The sequence below is a fragment of the Amycolatopsis thailandensis genome (assembly GCF_002234405.1).
Classification (GTDB): Bacteria; Actinomycetota; Actinomycetes; order Mycobacteriales; family Pseudonocardiaceae; genus Amycolatopsis; species Amycolatopsis thailandensis.
Map to the genome: position 1 here is coordinate 1 of NZ_NMQT01000175.1, position 20901 is coordinate 20901.

Consider the following 20901-nt stretch of genomic DNA (forward strand, 5'->3'; position numbering starts at 1 on the left):
GCTGCAAGGACGCCGTCGGCGGGGTCGCGAAATGGCTGGCCGCCCAGTGAACCCGGACGTTTCCACCACCGAGGAGGACCGCATGACCGCTCGCGGTAAACGCTGGATCGAGCACTGGGACCCGGAGGACGAGCGGTTCTGGGAGGAGACCGGGAAGAGGATCGCCCGGCGGAATCTCTGGTTCTCCGTCCTGGCCGAGCACATCGGCTTCTCCGTCTGGACACTGTGGTCGGTCATGGTCCTGTTCATGGGGCCGCAGTACGGTTTCTCGGCTGCGGACAAGTTCCTGCTCGTGTCGACGCCGACGCTGATCGGCGCGTTCATGCGGCCGCTGTACACCTTCGCCGTCGCGAGGTTCGGCGGCCGGAACTGGACGATCGTCAGCGCGATGCTGCTGCTGGCGCCGACGGTCCTCGCGGCGATCGTGATGGAGCCGGGTACCTCGCTCGGCACGTTCCTGCTGGTCGCCGCGCTCGGCGGGGTCGGCGGCGGGAACTTCGCGTCGTCGATGACCAACATCAACGCGTTCTACCCGGAGAAGCACAAGGGCTGGGCGCTCGGCCTCAACGCGGGCGGCGGGAACCTCGGGGTGGCGGCGATCCAGCTGATCGGCCTGCTGGTCATCGGCACCGTCGGCGCGACCGCGCCCCGGCTGGTGCTCGCGATCTACCTCCCGCTGATCGTCCTCGCCGCGACGTGCGCGTACTTCTTCATGGACAACCTCGCCTCGATGAAGGGCGACACCAAGGCGATGCGCGAGGTCGTCAAGGATCCGCACACCTGGGTGATGTCGTTCCTCTACGTCGGCACGTTCGGTTCGTTCATCGGCTACAGCTTCGCCTTCGGCCTGGTGCTGCAGAACCAGTTCGGCCGGACCCCGTTGCAGGCGGCCGCGGTGACCTTCCTCGGCCCGCTGCTCGGTTCGTTCTCGCGGCCGACCGGCGGCTGGCTGGCCGACCGGATCGGCGGCGGCAAGATCACCTTCGTGACCTTCGTCGGGATGGCCGCGGCGACCGTGGTGCTGATCCTGGCCTCGACGTCGAACTCGCTGGCGCTGTTCACCGTCGCGTTCATCGTGCTGTTCGTGCTCACCGGCATCGGCAACGGCTCGACGTACAAGATGATCCCGGCGATCTTCCGCGCCAAGGCGAAGGTCGCGATCAGCGAAGGCGCGGACGAGACGCTGGAAATGCTCAAGGCCCGCAGGCTTTCCGGCGCGCTGATCGGGCTGGCGGGGGCGATCGGCGCGCTCGGCGGGTTGTTCATCAACCTGGCCTTCCGGCAGTCGTTCGCGGACACGAAGAGCGGGGTGCCGGCGTTCGTCGCCTTCCTGGTCTTCTACGGCTTGTGCTTCGCCGTCACCTGGGCGGTGTACCTGCGCAAACAGCAGACGGAGGTGGCGAGTACCCGAGGTCTGGCGCTCGCCGGAGCGGAGGTCTGATGCGGAATCTCGTCGTAGCCGGACACGGCATGGTCGCGCACCGGCTCGTGGAAGCCGTGCGCGCGGAGGACAAGGCCGGCGAGTGGCAGATCGTGGTGCTCGCCGAGGAGGCGCGCCCCGCTTACGACCGCGTCGCCCTGACGTCCTATGTGGACACCTGGGATCCCGCGTCCCTTGCTTTGGAGGGTGCGGACTACGCGGACGATCCGCTGGTGGAACTGCGGCTCGGTGACGCGGTCGCCTCGGTGGACCGGGACCGCAAGGTCGTCGTCACCGAGGCCGGGCATGAGCAGCCGTACGACACGCTCGTCCTCGCGACGGGTTCGCGGCCGTTCGTCCCGCCGGTGCCGGGGCACGATCTGCCGGGTTGTTACGTCTACCGGACGATCGAGGATCTCGACGCCATCCGGGAAGCCGCTCAGCGGCCCGGCCGCGGACGGCGTTCGGCGGTCGTCATCGGCGGCGGGCTCCTCGGCCTGGAAGCGGCGAAGGCGTTGCGGGACATGGGACTCTCGCCGCACGTCGTCGAGATGGCGCCACGCCTGATGCCACTGCAGGTCGACGAGGGCGGCGGCGGTCTGCTCCGGCGGCTGATCACCGAACTCGACGTGACCGTCCACACGGGAACGTCGACCGACGCCATCGAGCCGGACGGCTCTCGCTACATCGCGAAACTGGGCAACGGCACCGAACTCGACGTCGACCTGGTCGTGTTCTCCGCCGGGATCCGGCCGCGCGACGACCTCGCCCGCTCCTCCGGGCTGGAAGTCGGCGCCCGGGGTGGCATCCTGGTCGACGAAACCTGCCGGACGTCGGATCCGGCGGTGTACGCGATCGGCGAATGCGCGGCCGTGGACGGCAAGGTGTACGGCATCGTGGCGCCCGGCTATGCGATGGCGGAGATCGTCGCGGCACGGCTGACCGGCGGCGAGGGCACGTTCCCCGAGCCGGACATGTCGACGAAGCTCAAGCTCATGGGTGTCGACGTCGCCAGTTTCGGTGACGCGCACGCGGCGACCGAGGGCGCGCTGGAGGTCGCGTTCAACGACGCCGTCGCCGGGACGTACAAGAAGCTCGTCGTGTCGGACGATTCGAAGACGTTGCTCGGCGGGGTGCTGGTCGGCGACGCGAGCGAGTTCAACACGCTCCGGGCGATGGTCGGCAGGCCGCTGCCCGCCGAACCGGGCGCGATCCTCGCCCCGGCCGGTGGCGGGGCGGCGGTCGGCGTCGACGGGCTGCCCGACGCCGCGCAGATATGTTCCTGCAACGCGGTTTCCAAGGGCGCGATCACGCACGCGATCACCGAAGAGGGTTGCGATTCGGTCGCCAAGATCAAGGGCTGCACGCGGGCGGGCACGGCGTGCGGATCCTGCGTCCCGCTGCTGGGCAAGCTACTGACGGCTTGCGGTGTCGAGCAGTCGAAGGCGCTGTGCGAGCACTTCTCGCAGTCGCGCGCGGAGCTGTTCCAGATCCTTCAAGCCACCCGGATCAGCACGTTCAGCGAGATGATCGACCGCTACGGCAGCGGGACCGGCTGCGCGATCTGCAAACCGGCGATCGCGTCCATCCTGGCGACACTGGGCAACGGGCACATCCTCGCCGGTGAACAGGCGACCTTGCAGGACACCAACGACAAGTTCCTCGCGAACCTCCAGCGCAACGGGACCTACTCGGTGGTCCCGCGGATCCCCGGCGGCGAGGTCACCCCGGAGAAGCTCATGGTGATCGCGCAGGTGGCGATGGATTTCGGGCTGTACACCAAGATCACCGGCGGGCAGCGGATCGACCTGTTCGGCGCGACCGTCGACCAGCTCCCGTTGATCTGGCGGCGGCTCGTCGACGCCGGGTTCGAGTCCGGGCACGCGTACGGGAAGTCGTTGCGCACGGTAAAATCCTGTGTCGGTTCGACGTGGTGCCGCTACGGCGTGCAGGACAGCGTCGGGCTCGCGATCGAGCTGGAGCTGCGCTATCGCGGCCTGCGTTCGCCGCACAAGCTGAAGTCCGCGGTTTCGGGCTGCGCGCGGGAATGCGCCGAGGCGCGGAGCAAGGACTTCGGGATCATCGCCACCGACAAGGGCTGGAACCTTTACGTCGGCGGGAACGGCGGCGCGACGCCGCGCCACGCGGACCTGCTGGTGTCCGAAGTGGACACCGAGACGCTGATCCGCACGATCGACCGGTTCCTGATGTTCTACGTCCGCACGGCCGACCGGCTGCAGCGCACCGCGCCGTGGGTCGAGGAGATGGAGGGCGGACTCGACCATCTGCGCGCGGTGATCGTCGACGACAAGCTCGGCATCTGCGAAGACCTCGACGCGGCGATGGCCAAGCACGTCGGCGACTACGCCGACGAATGGCGTGGTGTGCTGGAGGATCCGGAGAAACTGGCGAAGTTCAGCTCGTTCGTCAACGCGCCGGGCACGCCGGATCCGACGATCTCGTTCCGCACCGAACGCGACCAGAAGGTGCCCGTGCTGCTGGGCATCCCGGAGGTGAAACAGTGACGACCTCGATCGAGCGCACCTGGACCGCCGTCTGCGCGGCCGGTGCCGTCCCGGAATGGTCCGGCGTCGCCGCCCTGCTCGACGACGGCGTGCAGGTGGCGATCTTCCGGCTGCCCGGTGACCGGTGGTACGCACTGTCCAATCTGGACCCGATCAGCGGCGCCGCCGTGCTTTCGCGCGGGATCGTCGGCGACGCGGGTGGCGTCCCCGTGGTGGCTTCGCCGGTGTACAAGGAGCGGTTCGACCTGCGGACCGGCTCATGCCTTGACGCTGATGGGGTTTCGGTCGCGGCATACGGCGTTCGGGTCACCGGGGGTGTGGTGGAGGTCGAGGCTTCACCGTGACAGAAGTGCTGCCCCTGGCGGGCTTCGTCATCGGGATCACGGCGGCGCGACGAGCGGACGAGCTCGGCGCGCTGTTCGTGCGTAAGGGCGCGACCGTGCGCTACGGTCCGGCGATCCGGATTGTGCCGCTCGCCGACGACACCGAACTCCGGGCGGCCACCCGGCGCCTGCTCGAAGACCGGGTCGACGCCGTCGTCGCGACGACCGGGATCGGCTTCCGCGGCTGGGTCGAGGCCGCCGAAGGCTGGGGGCTGGGGGAGGAGCTGCTGGACAGGCTGGGGAAGTCGTCGCTGCTCGCGCGTGGCCCGAAGGCCAAGGGCGCGATCCGCGCGGCCGGGCTTTCGGAGGACTACTCGCCCGCGTCGGAGAGCAACGCCGAGGTGCTGCGGCATCTTTTGGAGTCCGGTGTGGACGGTCAGCGGATCGCGGTGCAACTGCACGGCGAACCGCTCCCGTACTTTGTGGACAGTCTGCGCGCCGCGGGCGCGGAGGTGATCGAGGTGCCGGTGTACCGCTGGGTCGGCCCGGCCGATCCCGGACCGCTGGACCGGCTGCTGGACGCCGTCCTCGACGGTTCGGTGGACGCGCTGCCGTTCACCAGCGCGCCCGCCGCCGCGTCCCTGCTCGCGCTGGCGAGGCGGACCGGACGACTGCCGGGAGTCTTGCGGGCGCTGGAAAAGCGGGTCGTGGCGGCCTGCGTCGGGCCGATCACGGCGGCGCCGCTGGCCGCGCTCGGGATCCCGACGGTCCAGCCCGCGCGGTCGCGGATCGGGGCGCTGGCGCGGACGGTGTCCGAGGCGCTCGAAGCCCGATCGCCCCGGTTGACGGCGGGCGGGCGGAGCATCGAGCTGCGTGGTCAGGCGGCGCTGGTCGACGGGCAGTGGTGCGACGTCGCGCCCGCGCCGATGGCCATGCTGCGGGCACTGGCGGAATCCCCGGGCCGGGTGTTCTCCAGGCGGGAGCTGATCTCCGCGTTGCCCGACGGTGGCGAGGAGCACGCCGTCGAGACCGCCATCGGACGCCTGCGGAGTTCCTTGGGCGCCCCGAAACTCGTCCAGACGGTGGTGAAGCGCGGCTACCGCCTGGCCGTCGACCCCTGACCTCCCGCGTTTCGTCCTCTGGATGCGGTAGTTGCACGCGCAAGGACCGCATCCAGAGGACGAAATGCGGGGAGTCAGGAGAAGCTGACGCGGTGGTCGGGGAACTCCCGGGCGGCGGCCACGCGGGCGGCCTCCTCTTCGGCCACCTTCCGCGCGGCCGGGCGGAGCGCGTCGAACGGGGTCACGGTGAAGTCGAGCCGCTTCTTCCCGTTCGCCTTGGCCCGCCAGACGCCGGCGATCTCGCCGTCGGCCAGCAGCGCGCCGGGACTGCCGAGGATCTTCCAGACCTCCTTCTGCCTGGCCTTGTCCGGCACCACCACGGCACGGTCCCGCGCCTGGACGAACGGGTCCAGTGGCGGCAGCAGACGCACGACGTCCGGCTCCGGCGGGTTCTCCAGCAGCGCCACCCGGTCTTCCGGCAGGAACGCCTTCTTGCCGTCGACCCGGACCTCGGCCAGCCCGTCCGGCCACATCGCGTCGACCCCGGCGCGGGTCGTCCCGGCGTAGGCGGCGGCGTCGCCGGGGGCGGCCGGTCCGTTGATCCGCAGGTAGCCCTCGATCACCCGCGCCGCCGCCTTGACGTCCGGCGAGGTCTTCATGGGCTTTCGTTTTTCCAGTGGGGCCAGCGTCGCCGGGGTCGCGCCCGCCTCCAGCCGGACCCCGGCGTGGATCGACGCGACCCGCATCAGCTGCTCGTAGATGTGCACGACCCCGCAGCCGCGGCAGGCGTACGAGAGGCCGTCGGGGATCAGTTTGGTCACCGCGCCGCTCACCGCGCCCTTGGTCTGCACGCCGGTGACGACCTTCCGGATCGCCTTCGCCGCGGTGAACAGCGCGTCCGTCGCGGAGATCCCCGCGGCCTCGACCTGCTTTCGCTGCCAGAGGATCCGGGCCATCGCGTCCTTCTCGTCGAGGGGCACGAGGGCGGCCCGGATCGCGTCGAGGTCCGCCCGGCGGTGGAAATGCGGGGCGCCGCGATGTGTCCACGCGAGCACGAAACGCTCGTCGTCCCAGACGGCGGGTGTGACGGCGCCGTCGATCCGGGCGGCGAGACCCAGCAGCGCGGTGTCCCGCACGGAATCCTGCAGCCCGAGGTCGAACACGGCCGCCGCGGCCGGATCCGTCTCCTCCCGGTGCAGTCCGTGAGCGGCGATCCGGTACGCGAGCACCTGCTCACGATCGACCTCGAGCACAGGTCCTCCTTAAAGCGAGTAGTCGAGCGTGTACGACATCGTCGGCTCGCCGAGGGCGCCCGTCGTGGTCCCGGTCCCGGTGATCCCGGCGAGTTCGCCCGTTCCGGAGCCCGCGACGACCACGAAGGTCGACGCGAAGCCCTTCGCGTCGAAACCGCAGTCGTGCTTGATCACGAAGCTTCCCTTACGCCCGTCCACACTGCCCTCGAAACGCTCGAAGCCCGCGGCCGTCGTGCCTTCGCCGTCGTAGCCCTCACCCGCGTAGTACAGCAGGTAGTCGAGGACGGACTCGCCTTCGATCAACCCGTTGTAGCCGAACGTGGCGTGCGCGTGGGCCACCCGCGGCCCGCCGTCGGTGCCGCTGACGACGGCTTCTTCCCAGTTCTTCACGGCGAAAGTGTTCATGGGTTCACCCTGGCAGCGATACCTGTCAGGTTGTGTCAGGTTTTCGAGGATACTGATTTCATGCGCGCTAGCAGACTGCTGTCGGTCCTCCTCCTGCTGCAGAACCGCGGCCGGATGACGGCCGAGGAGCTGGCGGCCGAGCTGGAGGTGTCGGTCCGGACGGTCTACCGCGACGTCGAGGCGCTGTCCGCGGCCGGTGTCCCGGTGTACGCCGATCGCGGGCGCACGGGCGGATATCAGCTGGTCGACGGCTATCGGACCCGGCTGACCGGGCTGACCGAGGAAGAGGCGCAATCGCTTTCGCTGGCGGGTCTGCCGGGCGCGGCCTCCGAACTCGGGCTCGGCACGGTCCTCGCCGCCGCGCAGCTCAAACTGCACGCGGCCATGCCCGCGGAGCTGCGCGCGGGGGCGAGCAAGATCTCCGAGCGGTTCTATCTGGACGTCCCGGGCTGGCACCGCGGGATCGAAAGCCTGCCGCGGCTGTCCGAACTGGCCGACGCGGTCTGGCGCGGGCGGCGGATCAAGGTCCGGTACGAACGCTGGGGACAGCGGAAGGTCGAGCGCGTCCTCGATCCGCTGGGCCTGATCCTCAAGGCGGGGAACTGGTACCTCGCGGCGCGGTGCGACGGGACCGATCGGACGTACCGGGTCTCCCGGATCGAGGAGCTCGAAGATCTCGGCGAAACCTTCGAACGGCCGTCGGACTTCGACCTCGCGCGGTATTGGCAGGAGTGGTCCGAGCAGTTCGAGAAGCGGATGTACGCGCGGATGGCGGTGGTCCGGCTGAACGGGTTCGCCCGGGTACTGCTTCCCTTCTACCTCGGGGCCGTCGGGGCGCGGGCGTTGCGGGAAACGGCCGCCGAGCCGGACGAGAACGACTGGCTGACGATGGAACTGCCGGTGGAACCGGGAGAATCGGCCGTCGGCGAACTGCTGCGCTTCGGCGGGAACCTCGAAGTGCTCGAACCGGCGGATCTGCGCGAGCGGCTGGCGGAGGAGATCAGGAAGATGGGCGCGCTTTATGGCTGACCTGGACGGCGTCACGATCGGCATCACCGCCGAGCGGCGGGCCGAAGACTTCATCGGAGCACTCGAACGACATGGCGCGACCGTGCTGCACGCGCCCACCATCCGCATCGTCCCGTTGCCCGACGACGCCGAACTCCGGGCGGCGACCGACGCCGTGCTGGCCGGACCGGTCGGCTTCACCGCCGTCACCACCGGCGCCGGGTTCCGCGGCTGGCTTTCGGCGGCCGAAGGCTGGGGGCTGCGCGAACCGCTGCTGGAACGGCTGGCGGCGTCGCGGATCTTCGTGCGCGGCCCGAAAGCGGCCGGCGCCGTACGCGGCGAGGGGCTGCGCGAGGAATTCTCCGCGCCCGAGGAGAGCAACGCGGAACTGTTCGAGGGACTGCGCGACGCCGGGGTCCGCGGGGAACGGGTCGCCGTCCAGCTGCACGGAACCCTGCTTCCCGAACTCACCGGAATGCTGCGGGACGCGGGCGCGGACGTCGTCCAGGCACAGCCGTACCGCTGGCTTTCGCCCGTCGACGTCGAACCTGTGCACGAGCTCGTCGAAAGTGTGATCGCTGGACGGGTGCGTGCCATGGCCTTCACTTCCGCGCCGGCGGCGGCGAATCTGCTGGCGCTGGCGGGACCACGTCGTGAAGAGCTTCTCGGCGCTTTGCGAGGTCCGGTGCTGTGCGCGTGCGTCGGACCGGTGACGGCGGCGCCGCTGGAGGCCGCCGGCGTACCGACCGTCCAGCCCGATCGTCAGCGACTCGGCGCGTTGGTGAAACTTCTCGTCGCGGAACTGCGCATTCGGCCGTCTTGACGCGGTCAGCCCGCTTTGCCAATCTCGACGCATCGGACGCACGGGAGGGCGGCGGATGTCCGAGTCTCAATCGGTCACCTTCGTGCGCGCGATGTTGCGAAAGGGATCTTCGGTGCTGGGCGCCAGCCCGGCCGACGAAGCACCCGATCCCGACTCCGTTCCGGACTGGCGCTATCGCGAAGACTCAGCGGATTCGATGCTCATGCGCGCGATCCGCTATTCCGCGCTGGGTCCGATCTTCTACCGCGTCGCCGCTTTTCCCAAGGTGTACATAGGTTTCGCGGTCTCGAACGGGTCGGCGGGGATCGTCCCGGTGCTGAGCACGACGATCTTGGCGGTGCTGCTCAACGTCGTCGCGGTCTGGTGGGTGGTGCGGGGCCGCGGGATCCGGGCGAAGACGTCCGGGCGGCTGATGTACGCGGATCTCGCGGTGGGCGTGCTGCTCACGACGGTCGTGGCCGTGGCCGCGCCGACCGAGATCCAGCCGTTCGCCATCGACGTCGCGTGGACGTGGCTGGTCGGGACGGTGGCGTTGTGGACGCTGTCGTTCGGGCTGCCCGCCACGCTCGTGTTGCTGATCGGGGCCTTCCCGTTCCGGGCGTTCCTGACCTGGATCGGCGGGCTCCCGCTCGATCATCCGCTCGCGGTGAGCCGGTCGGTGGGCTGCATGATCGCGCTCGTGGTGGCGATGGTGACCACGGCCGGGATCCTGATCCTGCTCGGCGTCGGGACCCGGTTCGCGCTGGGGATCGGGATGCGCCGGGGCCAGCGCGCCGAACGCCTGCGGACTCAACGGGTCATGCACGACTCCGTGCTCCAGGCGCTGGAAGCGATGGGCCTGGAGGCGCCGGACGACGATTCCGCCGCCGCGGAACGGCTCGCGGAATTGCGCGCGGCGGCGCGGGCGCAAGCCGTCGAACTCCGTCGCGAACTGGTCGGCCCGGACGCGCCGTCGCCCCGTGGTCTCACGGCGGACCTCGCCGAAGTCGCCACCGAGATGGCGCGCGACGGTCTCCGCACCCAGCTCGTCGCGGCCGAGACCGAAGAGGACTACCGCCTCTCGCACGCTCGCCGGACCGCCATCCGCGACGCCGTCCGCGAAGCGCTCCGAAACACCGTGAAGCACGCTGGGACGAAACAGGTCGTGCTTCGCGTCGAAGAGAGCGACGGTGGCATCGCGGTCATCGCGCGGGATCAGGGGACGGGCTTCAGCATGCTGGAGCGGCCGCCGGGATTCGGGATCAGCCAGTCGATCATGGCGCGGCTGGCGGAGGTCGGCGGGCGGGGGACGATCGATTCGCATCCGGGGCGGGGGACGCGGGTGACGCTCTGGGTGCCGCACTGAGGCTTTTTCTGGTGCTTTGGCTTCTCTTGGCGCCTGGTGCCTGGTGCTTGGTGCGGCGAAGTACATGAAGGTCCCCTTGCTTGCGCCTGGCTCCGTGAAGGACCCCTTCATGTACTTGGGGCCGCTGTGAAGGGCGAGTTCCTCGGCTGAGCCGAGGGAAGGGGCCTTCACGCGCGCCCGCTGTGGCGTGTGGGGTCACTGGGGTTCTTACGGCGTTTGGGGTGTGGCGAGGGTCCGTGAAGGTCGCCTTGAGGAACCCAGAGTCCGTGAAGGCCTCCTTCACTACCTTGAGGGTAGGTAAGGAGGCCTTCACGGACACGCGCGTCAGGAAAGGTCCTTTCCTGGCGTCGGCGAGGCGGCTTCGCGTCTGGTCGCGATGTCATGAGGGGACCCCTTAGGACGAAAAGTGTCTTGAGGGGACCCCTTCGGACACGCGCGGTGGCCGGGGCAGGCCGGGGCCTGGGCGCGGACGGCAGGGACGGCAGGGATGGCAAGGACGGCAGGGTGGCAGGGAGGCAAGGCGGCAGGGATGTCATGAGGGGACCCCTTCGGACACGCGCGAGGTCGGGGCAGGCCAGGGCGCGGACGGCGGGGGCCGGGGCCTGGGCTCGGACGGCAGGGATGTCATGAAAGGGGCTTTCAGGACAAAAAACGTCCTGAAAGCCCCTTTCATGACACAGCGAGCGCGAAGGAAGCTTCAGTCGTCATCGGAGGCCGGAGCCTCGCCCGCCTCCGCCTGCCGCATCGCTTCCCGCCCAGCGGCCTCTTCGCTCATGCCCTGCCGCCAGTATCCGGTGAAGCAGATCGCCCGCTTGTCGATCCCGCGCTCCCGCACGAGGTGCCGCCGCGCCAGTTTCACCATGTTCGCCTCGCCGGAGATCCACGCGTAGGCCGTCCCGCCTGGCAGTTCCGCCTTCCGGACGGCGTCCAAAACGGCCTCACCGATCGGCTGAGAACCGCGCACCACCCAGTGCAGCTCCACGGTCCCCTGCGTTTCGAAGACCTGACGGTCCTCCCGGTCGCCGATCTCGACGTAGACGAGCGCCCGCGTTCCGGCGGGCAGCGCCTCGACGATCGCGCCGATCGCCGGGATCGCGGTCTCGTCGCCGATCAGCAGCTGCCAGTTCGTCCCCTCGGGCACGTCGTAGAGCCCGTGCGGTCCGAGGAAAGCGACCTTGTCACCCTCCGAAGCGCCCGAAGCCCACGCCGAAGCGGGGCCTTCGTCGCCGTGCAGCACGAAGTCGATGTCGACCTCCTGCACCGACGGCCGTAGCGCGCGCACGGTGTAGGTGCGCATCGGCGGGCGGACGTCGTCCGGCATCGCGAGGTAGGTCCGGTACCAGGAGTACACCTCGTCCCCGCTCAGTGGCGCGGGCAGCACGGGCTCCGACTGGCCGGGCTGCGGGAAGAACACCTTCAGGTACTGATCGGGCGCCTGGTCCACCAGCGACGCCCCGGAGAAGGTCACCCTGCTCATATGCGGGGTGAGCCGCCGAACGCCGGTCACCTTCGCCTCGATGTAACTCATTAGGCGAGGCTAACCTAAAAAAGTCCGCCAAAGCCAGCGTCGTCATCGGGATCACGCTGCCACCGGTATTTTCGCAGGTCGACGCGCTGGCCGTCGGGAACGACGCCCTCCTCGCGCAGTCGTTGCAGCTGCTCGTCGAGTAGATGCGGAGCCGGGGTCCCGTCGGCGCGCAGAATGCGGTGCCAGGGTAGATCGTGGCCGTCCTCGCTGAGGATCCGACCGATCAGCCGCGGTGACGGCGCTCCCGAAACCGACGCTATATCCCCATAAGTCGCGACCGAGCCGGCGGGCACGCTCGCGATGACCTCGCGCACCCGCTCGTGCAGTTCGTCATCCATGGGACCACTTTGCCGTGCCGCTGCGAGGTTGTGTCGGCGGGGCGTGGTTCCATCGTGGGCGTGAACGGGCGGCGAACAGCGGCAGGAACCGACGCGCGGCTGGTCCGCACGCCGGTCACCGGCACGCCGTCCTTCCAGTGGGACGCCGGCGCCCGCCGCCTGCTGGCCGCCCCGGACGGCTTCCGCCGGGTCCTCGGCGGCCCGGGAACGGGTAAGACGGCGTTGCTTGCGTCGGCGGCTTCGCGGCGCATCGCGGAGGGCGCGAACCCGGAGAGCGTGCTCATCCTGACCACCTCCCGCAAGGCCGCCGAGGTCCTGCGCGCCGACATCACCCATCGGCTCACCACGGATCCGGAAGAGGATCCGCTGCCGCGCACGATCCGCGAGCCGCTCGTGCGCACGGTGCATTCGTACGCGTACGCGCTGTTGCGCATGGAGGCGCAGGCCGACGAGCTGCCGCCGCCCCGGCTGCTGGCCGGGGCGGAGCAGGACGTCGTCGTCCGCGACCTGCTCGGCGGAGACCTGGAGGAGGGCGCGCTCGACTGGCCGGAGCAGCTGCGGCCCGCGCTGAACGTGCCCGGTTTCGCCGAGGAGCTGCGAGACCTCCTCCTCCGCGCCGCCGAGCGCGGGCTCGGCCCGGAGGACCTGGTCGAACTCGGCAGGCGGCGTGATCGCGTCGAGTGGATCGCGGCGGGCCGGTTCTGGAGCCAGTACGAAGAGGTCACCCTGTTGCAGGGCGCGGGCGGCAACGCGCTCGGCGTCGCGAGCGCGCCCGCGCTGGACGCGGCGGAGCTCGTCACTTCGGCGCTGCTGGCGCTGGAGGACGACCCCGAACTGCGCGAACGCGAGCAGCGCCGGGTCCGGCACCTGTTCGTCGACGACGCGCAGCACCTCGACCCGTTGCAGACCCAGCTCATCCGGCTCATCGGGTACGCGGCCGACGAGTTCGTCGTCGCGGGCGACCCTGATCAGTCCGTGTTCTCCTTCCGCGGCGCGGATCCCCGGCTGTTCGCCGACGCGGACGAAGACGGCGATCGCACCGTACTGCTGACCACCGCGCACCGGCTCGCCCCGGTGATCCGCACGGCGGTCACGAAGCTCGGCTCCGTGCTGCCCGGCGCGTCGCCGCAGCGCAAGCTCGTCGACGCGCCGGACGCCGAGGGCGGCGCCGTCCGTGTCCGCCTTATGCCGACACCGGCCTCCGAAGCGAGCTGGATCGCCGATCAGCTCCGCCGCGCGCATCTCGTCGACGGCGTGCCGTGGTCGGAGATGGCGGTCCTCGTCCGCTCGCCCGCCCGTACTTTCCTTGTCCTGCAACGCGCTTTGCGAGCCGCCGGGGTACCGATCGGCTCGGCCACCGAGGAACTGCCGCTCGCGAAACAACCCGCCGTCCGGCCGCTGCTGGCGATGCTGCGGCTCGCCGCCGATCCGGAACTACTGGACGTCGACCTCGCCGAAATGCTGCTGTCTTCGCCGCTGGGCGGCGCGGATCCGCTCGCCCTGCGAAGGCTGCGTCGCGGTCTGCGTCGGCTGGAACTCGCCGGCGGCGGACAGCGCTCCAGCGATGAGCTGCTGGTGGAAGCCTTGCGTACCAACGATGTGCTCACCGGCCTCGCCGAGGCCGAGTCGCAGCCGATGCGCCGGATCGGCGGTCTGCTGCACGCGGCGCACCAGGCCGTCGTACGCGGCGAAGGCGTCGAGCAGGTGCTGTGGGAAATGTGGCAGGCCAGCGGACTGGAGCAGCGTTTCCTGCGGCTGGTCGATCGCGGTGGTTCCCTGGGTTCGCAGGCGGATCGGGACCTCGACGCGATCGTCGCGCTGTTCGACGCGGCCGGTCGCTATGTCGACAGGTTACCGAGAGCGAGTGTCGCCTCGTTCGCGGATTACCTGTCCTCGCAGAACATCGCCGGTGACACGCTGGCGCCCGCGGCCTTGAAGAGCGACGGTGTCTCGCTGCTCACCGCGCACGCGTCCGCCGGCCGCGAGTGGACCGTCGTGTCGATCGCCGGCGTCCAGGAGGGCAGCTGGCCGGATCTGCGGCTGCGCGGTTCCGTGCTCGGCGTGGAACGGCTGGTCGACCTCATGTCCGGCGTCGACGACGAAAAGGTGTCCGCCACCGCGCCGATCCTCGCCGAGGAGCGGCGGCTGTTCTACCTCGCGGCGAGCCGGGCGCGGAAGATCCTGCTGGTCAGCGCGGTCGCGGGGGAGGATGAGCAGCCCTCGCGGTTCATCGACGACCTGGAGGAGAACGGCGCGGACGACGGCGGCCTCGACTCGCGGATGAAACCGGCGGGCCGGTCGCTGGTGCTCGCCGAACTCGTCGGCGAACTGCGCGAGGTGGTCTGCGACGAGTCGAGCGACCCCGAAAGACGGCAGCGGGCGGCGCGGCAGCTCGCGAAACTGGCCGCCGCCGGTGTACCAGGCGCGCATCCGGGCACCTGGTACGGCCTGCTGGAGCCCTCCACCGCCGAACCCGTGCACGGGCCGGGCGACCTGATCCGGATTTCACCGTCCACAGTGGAGGTTCTGGTCAAATGCCCCCTGCGGTGGCTGATCGAACGCCACGGCGGCAGTGACCCGGCGCAGCTCGCGGCCGTCACCGGCACCCTGGTGCACGGGCTCGCGCAGGCCGTCGCGGGCGGCAGCAGCGACGAGCAGATCCGTGCCGCCCTCGACGAGGCGTGGGTGCGGGTCGACGCGGGGGCGCCGTGGTTTTCCCGGCGCGAGCGGTCGCGGGTCGAGCAGATGCTGCGGAACTTCATCTCCTGGCTGGAATCCAGCCGCAAGGAGCTGATCGAGGCCGGGGTCGAGCAGGACATCGAGGTCGAGCTGCCCGTCGGGGATGACGACGTCCGGGTGCTCTTGCGCGGCCGGGTCGACCGCGTCGAGATGGACAAGGACGGCCGACCGGTCGTCATCGACATCAAGACCGGCAAGGTCCCGATCTCCGCCAACGACGCCGAACAGCATCCGCAGCTGGCCGCGTATCAGCTCGCCGTGCTGCTCGGTGCCGTCGAGGGCGGTTCGAAACCCGGTGGCGCGCGGCTGGTCTACGTCGCGAAATCCAACAACAAGACCGGATCGACCCAGCGTGAGCAGGCGCCGCTTGACGAGGACGGCGGCAAGCAATGGCTCGAACTGGTGCGTTCGGCGGCCGGATCCGCCGCGGGCCCGGAGTACGGGGTCACCGAGAACCCGGACTGTGATCGTTGCCCGGCGAGGGGTTGCTGTCCGCTGCGGCCCGAGGGCAGGCAGGTGACCGGCCCTTGATCTCCGAACTCCAGCGCCGTCAGGTCGAGCCGGGCGAGATCGCCCGCGCGCTCGGCCTGCACAGCCCGACCGACGAGCAGGCCGAGGTGATCGCCGCGCCGATCGAACCGTCGCTGGTCGTCGCCGGCGCGGGTGCGGGCAAGACCGAGACGATGGCCGCGCGGGTGGTGTGGCTGGTGGCCAACAGTGTCGTTCCGCCGGAACGCGTGCTCGGCCTGACCTTCACCCGCAAGGCGGCCCGCCAGCTCGCCGAACGCGTCCGCACCCGGCTGCGCCGCCTCGTCGGATCGGGGCTGCTCGACAAGATCGACCCGACCGGCGACCTCCGAATGACGGTGACAGCCGGGGAGCCGACGGTGCTCACCTATCACGCGTACGCCGGACGGTTGCTGTCCGAACACGGGCTGCGGCTGCCGGTCCAGCCCGGCGTCCGGCTGCTGTCGGAGACGTCTTCGTGGCAGTTCTCGCATCGTGTGGTGTCCACTTGGGACAACGATCTCGACACCGATCGGGTGCCCTCCACGGTGACGGCGCAGTTGCTCGCGCTGGCCGGGGAACTCGGCGAGCATCTGGTCGAGACCGAACGGCTGGCGCAATACACGTCGTGGCTGTGCGACGTCATCGAGAAGGCGCCGCGGGCCAAGGGGCAGCGCGCGGCATTGCCGCAGAAGCTGGCCGAAGTCATGACGGCGCAACGGTTCCGGCTCGCGCTCCTGCCGCTGGTCGAGGCGTATCACACCCGGAAAAGGGCCGAAGGCGCGCTCGACTTCGCGGATCAGATGTCGCTGGCCGCGCAGCTCGCCAGCAGCTATCCGGCAGTGGTCGCGGGGGAACGCGAACGGTACGGCGCCGTCCTGCTCGACGAATACCAGGACACCGGGCACGCCCAGCGGATCCTGCTGCGGTCGTTGTTCGGCGGCGTCGAACATCCGCCGATGCCGGTGACGGCGGTGGGCGACCCGGCGCAGGCCATCTACGGCTGGCGCGGGGCGAGCGCGGCGAACCTGCCCCGGTTCACCACGGACTTCCCTCGGGACAACGGCGAACGGCTCGTCCCGGCCCTGGATTTCGGCCTGCTGACCAGTTTCCGCAACCCGCCGGAGGTACTCGAACTCGCGAACGCGATCTCGGAACCACTGCGGGAGCGCGGTCTCGGCGTCGCCCGGCTGCGCGCGCTGGAAGGCGCGGGATCGGCCGACATCGCCGCCGCGCTGCTGCCGGACGTCCGCGCCGAACGCGAATGGGTGGCCGACGCGGTGGCGAAACGCTGGTTCGAAACCGTGGAAGAGACCGGAAAACCGCCGACGGCCGCGGTCTTGGTGCGCCGTCGCGCCGACATGGCGCCGATCGCGGCCGAGATGCGGGCGCGCGGGCTGCCGGTGGAAGTCGTCGGACTCGGTGGCCTCCTCGACGAACCCGAGGTCGCGGACCTGGTCAGCACGTTGCGGGTGCTCGCCGATCCGCTCGCGGGCAGCGCGGCCGCCCGGTTGCTGACCGGGGCACGCTGGCGGATCGCGGCGGCCGACCTCGCGGCGTTGTGGCGCCGGGCGGGCGAACTCTCGTCACCGGTTCCACCGTCGGGAAAGTCCGATGTGGACGAACCCGTCCTGGTGACCGAGCGGGTCGAACAGGCCGGGCTCGCCGACGCGATCGACGATCCCGGGACGCCGGATCGGTATTCACCCGAGGGGTTCCGGCGGATCCAGCGGGTTGGCTGGGAGCTTTCCGCGTTGCGACGGCGGCTGGATCAGTCGCTGCCGGAACTGGTCGCCGACGTGGAGCGCACCATGCTGCTCGACGTCGAATCGCTGGCCCGCCCCGGGCCCGCCGGGCGAGCGCACCTGGACGCTTTCGCCGACGTCGTCACGGATTTCGCCGAGACTTCGCCGACGGCCACCCTTTTGTCCTTTGTGGACTATCTGAACACGGCCGCGCACGCCGAGGACGGGCTCACCCCCGGCGAGGTGGAGGTCGTCCCGGACCGGGTCCAGGTGCTGACCGTGCATTCGGCCAAGGGGCTGGAGTGGCGTATCGTCGCGATTCCGCACCTGGTCAAGGAGGTCTTCCCGGGGCGGCGGCGGTCTTCGTCGTGGCTGCGGACGTCGACTTCGCTGCCTGCCGCGCTGCGCGGTGACTCGGAGGACCTGCCGGAGCTGCGGGTCGCCGAAGGTTACGACCGCAAGGAAGTCCAGGAAGCACTGGAGCTGCACGAAGAGGGCTTCGTCGCGCGGGAGGCGGACGAGGAACGGCGGCTCTGTTACGTCGCGCTGACCCGCTCCGAGCACACGATGCTGATCTCCGGCCATTGGTGGAACGAGAGCAGCGCGCGGCCGAAGGGGCCGTCGGAGTTCCTCCTCGAAATCGGTGAGGTGATGCGGGAGAACTCGGTCGGCCGGATCGAGCACTGGGCCGACGAGCCCGAGGCCGACGGGGAGAACCCGCTGGTCGCGGACTCGCGCCGGTCGCGGTGGCCGGTCGATCCACTGTGGCCGCGGCGCGAGGGCGTCACCAACGGGGTCGACATGGTCCTCGGCGCGATGGAAAACACCGCAGACGCCGAAGACACCGAGGAAGAGGACGATCCGGACGGCTGGATCTCCGACACCAAGGTGCTGCTGGAGGAGCGCGCGCGGGCACGGGACAGGGTGCAGCAGGTCGTGCTGCCGCCGCATCTTTCGGTGAGTCAGCTGGTCGAGCTGTCGGCCGACCCGGCCGCACTGGCCAAACGACTGCGGCGGCCGCTTCCCGTGCGCCCCAACACTTACGCGCGGCGGGGAACGGCGTTCCACGGCTGGCTGGAGCAGCGGTTCGGCGGTGAACAACTGCTGGAGATCGACGATCTGCCGGGGGCGGCCGACGTCGACGAGGCGCCGGATTCGGAGCTGGAGGCGTTGCAGACGGCGTTCGAGAAGAGCGAGTGGGCGCACCGGGTGCCGCACGCCGTCGAGGTCCCGTTCTCGGCCGACGTCGTGGGCGTGACGCTGCGCGGGCGGATGGACGCCGTGTTCGCCGATCCCGACGGCGGCTGGACCGTCGTCGACTGGAAGACCGGCTCCGTCCCGGAGAAGGACCGGCTGGAGTCCCTTTCCGTGCAGCTGGCGGCGTACCGGCTGGCGTGGGCGGCGCTGAAGAACATCCCCGTGGAGAAGGTGCGGGCGGCGTTCCACTACGTGAAACACGACAAGACCGTCCGTCCGGCGGATCTGCTGGACGCCGAAGGCCTGCGGAACCTCCTGCGGAGCGTCCCGGCGATCTAGCGTTTCGTCCTCTGAATGCGGTCCATGCGCGTGCAACTACCGCATCCAGAGGACGAAACGCGTGAGGTCTAGGCGCGGTCGCGGACCTTGAGAGCCCAGGTCACCAGCGGGATCTGCAGGGGGACGCGGGCCCAGAAAGCCGCCCGCCAGTGCTTCGGGGCCTTCCGGCGATCGGCGTCGACGGCCATCTTCACGTTCCCCGGCAGGACCACGACGAACAGCAGCGCGGCCGCGAGCCCGCCGAGACGTCGCGTCTTGGGCGCGGCGACCGCGGCGGCCACGCCCAGCTCGGCCACGCCGGAGCCGTAGGTCCACGCCCTCGCGGAGCCGGGAAGCTGCTTCGGGATGATCGCGTCGAAGGGCTTCGGCTGGACGAAGTGCAGGACGCCGGCCGCTCCGAGCAGGCCGGCGAGGAAATAGGCGGGCCGCTGAGACGGCTTGGAATCCGAAGACATGCCCTGAGCTTCGCATACCGCGCTGAACGCAAGCTTCTTCGGCTATCCTCCCGACCGTGAGTGACGCGGACCAGGCCGGAGCCTGCCGATGAAGGTTCTGAGCCGTTTCCCGGTCAGGCTGAGCGACCGCCCGGACCATGAGCTCGTCGGCGTGATCCGGATGCCGGAACTGACGGTCAGCCCGCTGCGGTCGATCCTCAAGCGGATCATCGGCGCGATGCTCGCCCTGCTCGCGACCGTCCTGATCGTCTACCTCGACCGAGACGGCTACCGCGACGCCAACGGCGACGGCCTGACCTTCCTCGACAGCCTCTATTACGCGACAGTGTCGCTGTCGACCACGGGGTACGGCGACATCGCGCCCGCGACGCCGTCCGCGCGGCTGGTGAACGTCCTGGTGATCACCCCGCTGCGGGTGCTCTTCCTCATCGTCCTGGTCGGTACCACACTCGAAGTGCTCACCGAGCGCTCCCGTCAGGCTTTCAAGATCCAAAAGTGGAGGACGAAGGTGCGTGACCACACGGTCGTCGTCGGATTCGGCACGAAGGGCCGGTCGGCGGTCAACGCGCTGCTCGGGGACGAGAACGTCGAACCCGACCACATCGTCGTCGTCGACACCGACCAGCAGGCCCTCGAAGCGGCCACGTCACTCGGCCTGGTGACCGTGCACGGCTCGGCCACCCGCGCCGACGTGCTGCGCGTCGCCGGTGTCCAGCGGGCGCGCGCCGTCGTCGTCGCCCCGAACCGGGACGACACCGCGGTGCTGGTCACGCTGACCGCGCGTGAGCTGGCGCCGAAGTCGCACATCGTGGCTTCGGTGCGGGAGGCGGAGAACGTCCACCTGCTCAAGCAGTCGGGCGCGAACCAGGTCGTGGTGTCGAGCGAGACCGCCGGGCGCCTGCTCGGCATGGCGACGTCGACGCCGCTGGTGGTCGACATGGTCGAGGACCTGCTGACCCCCGAGTCCGGCCTCGCGATCGCCGAGCGTCCGGTGGAACCGTCCGAAGAGGGCGGTTCGCCGCGGCACCTGCCGGACATCGTGCTGGGCGTCGTCCGCGACGGCGTCCTGTACCGCGTGGACGCTCCGCAGGCGGACGCGATCGAGCCGGGGGACAAGCTGCTGTACATCCGGAAGGTGACCGCCGCGGAGACGATCGAGCGGTAGCAAGGGACCTTTGCTATCGCCAGAGGGCTCGCTGTGTTTTGCCACGAGGTTCTGGGAGCATGGCGAACGTGCGCAAGCGATCGGACCCCGCCAGAGGGCTCACCCCGGGGTGGAACTCCCTGGCCGTGGCGGCCGGTGCCGGCCTGCTGGTGATCTTCCTGGCCTGGTTCGCCGGGCCGGGGCTGTTCGGTATCTCGAACGAGACCCAGGGAACGACCGTGCGGGCCGAGGTGGTCGAGCCCGCGCCCTGCACGGGCGGCGGTCCCAGCGAGAAGGTCAGGTTCGAATTCGGCGGCAAGCCGGTCGAGGGGTCGCTCAACGGCTGCGGGCACGGCAAGGGTGAACGCGTCGACGTCGTCGTCCCCGACGGTGCTTCGGGCGACGGGGTCGCGGTGCACGCTGTCGACACGACGGCGGGCGCCAGCGACGCGCGGCGGCCGCTGGGGCTGGCCCTGCTGGTGTTCAGCTGCTTCGCGGGCGGGATGTACGTCTTCCTGGTGCTGCGCGGGCCGCGCGTCCCGGCGACGGCCTGATCCGCGCCTGGTGAGTGGCCAGGACGGTGGGAACCGTCCGTCTCCGGGGTATCGACACCGCTGAGTTCCGTGTGCTTGGCGGGACGACACGCGTGACCAGACGGACGACACGCGTGATCAGGCGGACGCGTATTGATCAAGGTCCGAGACCGGGCGTATCGGGCGACGATGGAGGAATTGGGACGTTGAACG

Annotated in this window: 16 protein-coding genes; 11 read left to right on the top strand and 5 right to left on the bottom strand. The window is 70.0% G+C overall.

The annotated features are described in order from the left end of the window. Positions 1–82 precede the first annotated feature (82 nt). From CFP71_RS39580 to CFP71_RS39595, 4 genes are read left to right on the top strand one after another with little or no spacing between them, the layout of a single operon-like run. The gene (locus CFP71_RS39580; protein WP_093939030.1) at positions 83–1441 is read left to right on the top strand and encodes a nitrate/nitrite transporter; all 1359 of its coding nucleotides are present in this window, start codon (positions 83–85) and stop codon (positions 1439–1441) included. Next, positions 1441–3945, top strand: coding sequence for a nitrite reductase large subunit NirB (nirB, locus tag CFP71_RS39585; protein ID WP_093939017.1), 2505 nt, complete (start codon positions 1441–1443; stop codon positions 3943–3945). Before CFP71_RS39580 ends, nirB begins: the two co-directional genes overlap by 1 nt. Next, positions 3942–4289, top strand: a complete 348-nt coding sequence (gene nirD / locus CFP71_RS39590) for a nitrite reductase small subunit NirD (protein WP_093939018.1) — start codon at positions 3942–3944, stop codon at positions 4287–4289. The genes nirB and nirD overlap by 4 nt, the downstream gene beginning before the upstream one ends. Continuing rightward, the gene (locus tag CFP71_RS39595) at positions 4286–5389 is read left to right on the top strand and encodes a uroporphyrinogen-III synthase (protein WP_093939019.1); all 1104 of its coding nucleotides are present in this window, start codon (positions 4286–4288) and stop codon (positions 5387–5389) included. Before nirD ends, CFP71_RS39595 begins: the two co-directional genes overlap by 4 nt. Before the next feature lie 74 nt (positions 5390–5463). On the opposite strand, the gene CFP71_RS39600 is transcribed toward CFP71_RS39595, so the two are convergent. Together CFP71_RS39600 and CFP71_RS39605 are read right to left on the bottom strand one after the other, a co-directional pair. Further along, complete coding sequence (locus tag CFP71_RS39600; protein WP_093939020.1) at positions 5464–6582, bottom strand: DNA glycosylase AlkZ-like family protein; 1119 nt, start codon at positions 6580–6582, stop codon at positions 5464–5466. Positions 6583–6591: 9 nt separating this feature from the next. Next, complete coding sequence (locus CFP71_RS39605) at positions 6592–6987, bottom strand: DUF3224 domain-containing protein (protein ID WP_093939021.1); 396 nt, start codon at positions 6985–6987, stop codon at positions 6592–6594. Between the two features lie 60 nt (positions 6988–7047). Between CFP71_RS39605 and CFP71_RS39610 the strand changes: the two genes are divergently transcribed. Genes CFP71_RS39610 through CFP71_RS39620 form a run of 3 tightly spaced genes read left to right on the top strand, consistent with a single transcriptional unit; the run spans position 7048 to position 10163 of the window. After that, positions 7048–8016, top strand: a complete 969-nt coding sequence (locus CFP71_RS39610; protein WP_093939022.1) for a helix-turn-helix transcriptional regulator — start codon at positions 7048–7050, stop codon at positions 8014–8016. Continuing rightward, the gene (locus CFP71_RS39615; RefSeq protein WP_093939023.1) at positions 8009–8818 is read left to right on the top strand and encodes a uroporphyrinogen-III synthase; all 810 of its coding nucleotides are present in this window, start codon (positions 8009–8011) and stop codon (positions 8816–8818) included. Before CFP71_RS39610 ends, CFP71_RS39615 begins: the two co-directional genes overlap by 8 nt. A gap of 55 nt (positions 8819–8873) precedes the next feature. Then, the gene (locus CFP71_RS39620; protein WP_093939024.1) at positions 8874–10163 is read left to right on the top strand and encodes a sensor histidine kinase; all 1290 of its coding nucleotides are present in this window, start codon (positions 8874–8876) and stop codon (positions 10161–10163) included. A gap of 697 nt (positions 10164–10860) precedes the next feature. On the opposite strand, the gene CFP71_RS39625 is transcribed toward CFP71_RS39620, so the two are convergent. Both CFP71_RS39625 and CFP71_RS39630 read right to left on the bottom strand, forming a co-directional pair. Next, positions 10861–11691: a siderophore-interacting protein gene (locus tag CFP71_RS39625; RefSeq protein ID WP_093939025.1), complete on the bottom strand. Its 831-nt coding sequence runs from the start codon at positions 11689–11691 to the stop codon at positions 10861–10863. Positions 11692–11705: 14 nt separating this feature from the next. Further along, on the bottom strand, positions 11706–12029 hold the full coding sequence (locus CFP71_RS39630) for an MGMT family protein (protein ID WP_093939026.1): 324 nt from the start codon (positions 12027–12029) through the stop codon (positions 11706–11708). A gap of 54 nt (positions 12030–12083) precedes the next feature. Here CFP71_RS39630 and CFP71_RS39635 point away from each other — a divergent pair, with 54 nt between their 5' ends. Both CFP71_RS39635 and CFP71_RS39640 read left to right on the top strand, forming a co-directional pair. Then, positions 12084–15299 carry an ATP-dependent helicase gene (locus CFP71_RS39635; protein WP_208636146.1) on the top strand — a complete coding sequence of 1072 codons (3216 nt, stop codon included), beginning with the start codon at positions 12084–12086 and terminating at the stop codon, positions 15297–15299. Beyond that, the gene (locus CFP71_RS39640) at positions 15296–18556 is read left to right on the top strand and encodes an ATP-dependent helicase (RefSeq protein ID WP_093939027.1); all 3261 of its coding nucleotides are present in this window, start codon (positions 15296–15298) and stop codon (positions 18554–18556) included. Before CFP71_RS39635 ends, CFP71_RS39640 begins: the two co-directional genes overlap by 4 nt. 68 nt (positions 18557–18624) lie before the next feature. Here CFP71_RS39640 and CFP71_RS39645 read toward each other — a convergent pair whose 3' ends face one another. Further along, entirely contained in the window at positions 18625–19011 is a 387-nt protein-coding gene (locus tag CFP71_RS39645) for a DoxX family protein (protein ID WP_093939028.1), read from the bottom strand. An 88-nt stretch (positions 19012–19099) separates the two neighbouring features. On the opposite strand from CFP71_RS39645, the gene CFP71_RS39650 reads away from it, so the two are divergent. Together CFP71_RS39650 and CFP71_RS39655 are read left to right on the top strand one after the other, a co-directional pair. Next, complete coding sequence (locus CFP71_RS39650) at positions 19100–20176, top strand: potassium channel family protein (RefSeq protein ID WP_093939029.1); 1077 nt, start codon at positions 19100–19102, stop codon at positions 20174–20176. A gap of 125 nt (positions 20177–20301) precedes the next feature. Then, positions 20302–20709: a hypothetical protein gene (locus tag CFP71_RS39655; RefSeq protein WP_093939032.1), complete on the top strand. Its 408-nt coding sequence runs from the start codon at positions 20302–20304 to the stop codon at positions 20707–20709. Positions 20710–20901: the final 192 nt, after the last annotated feature.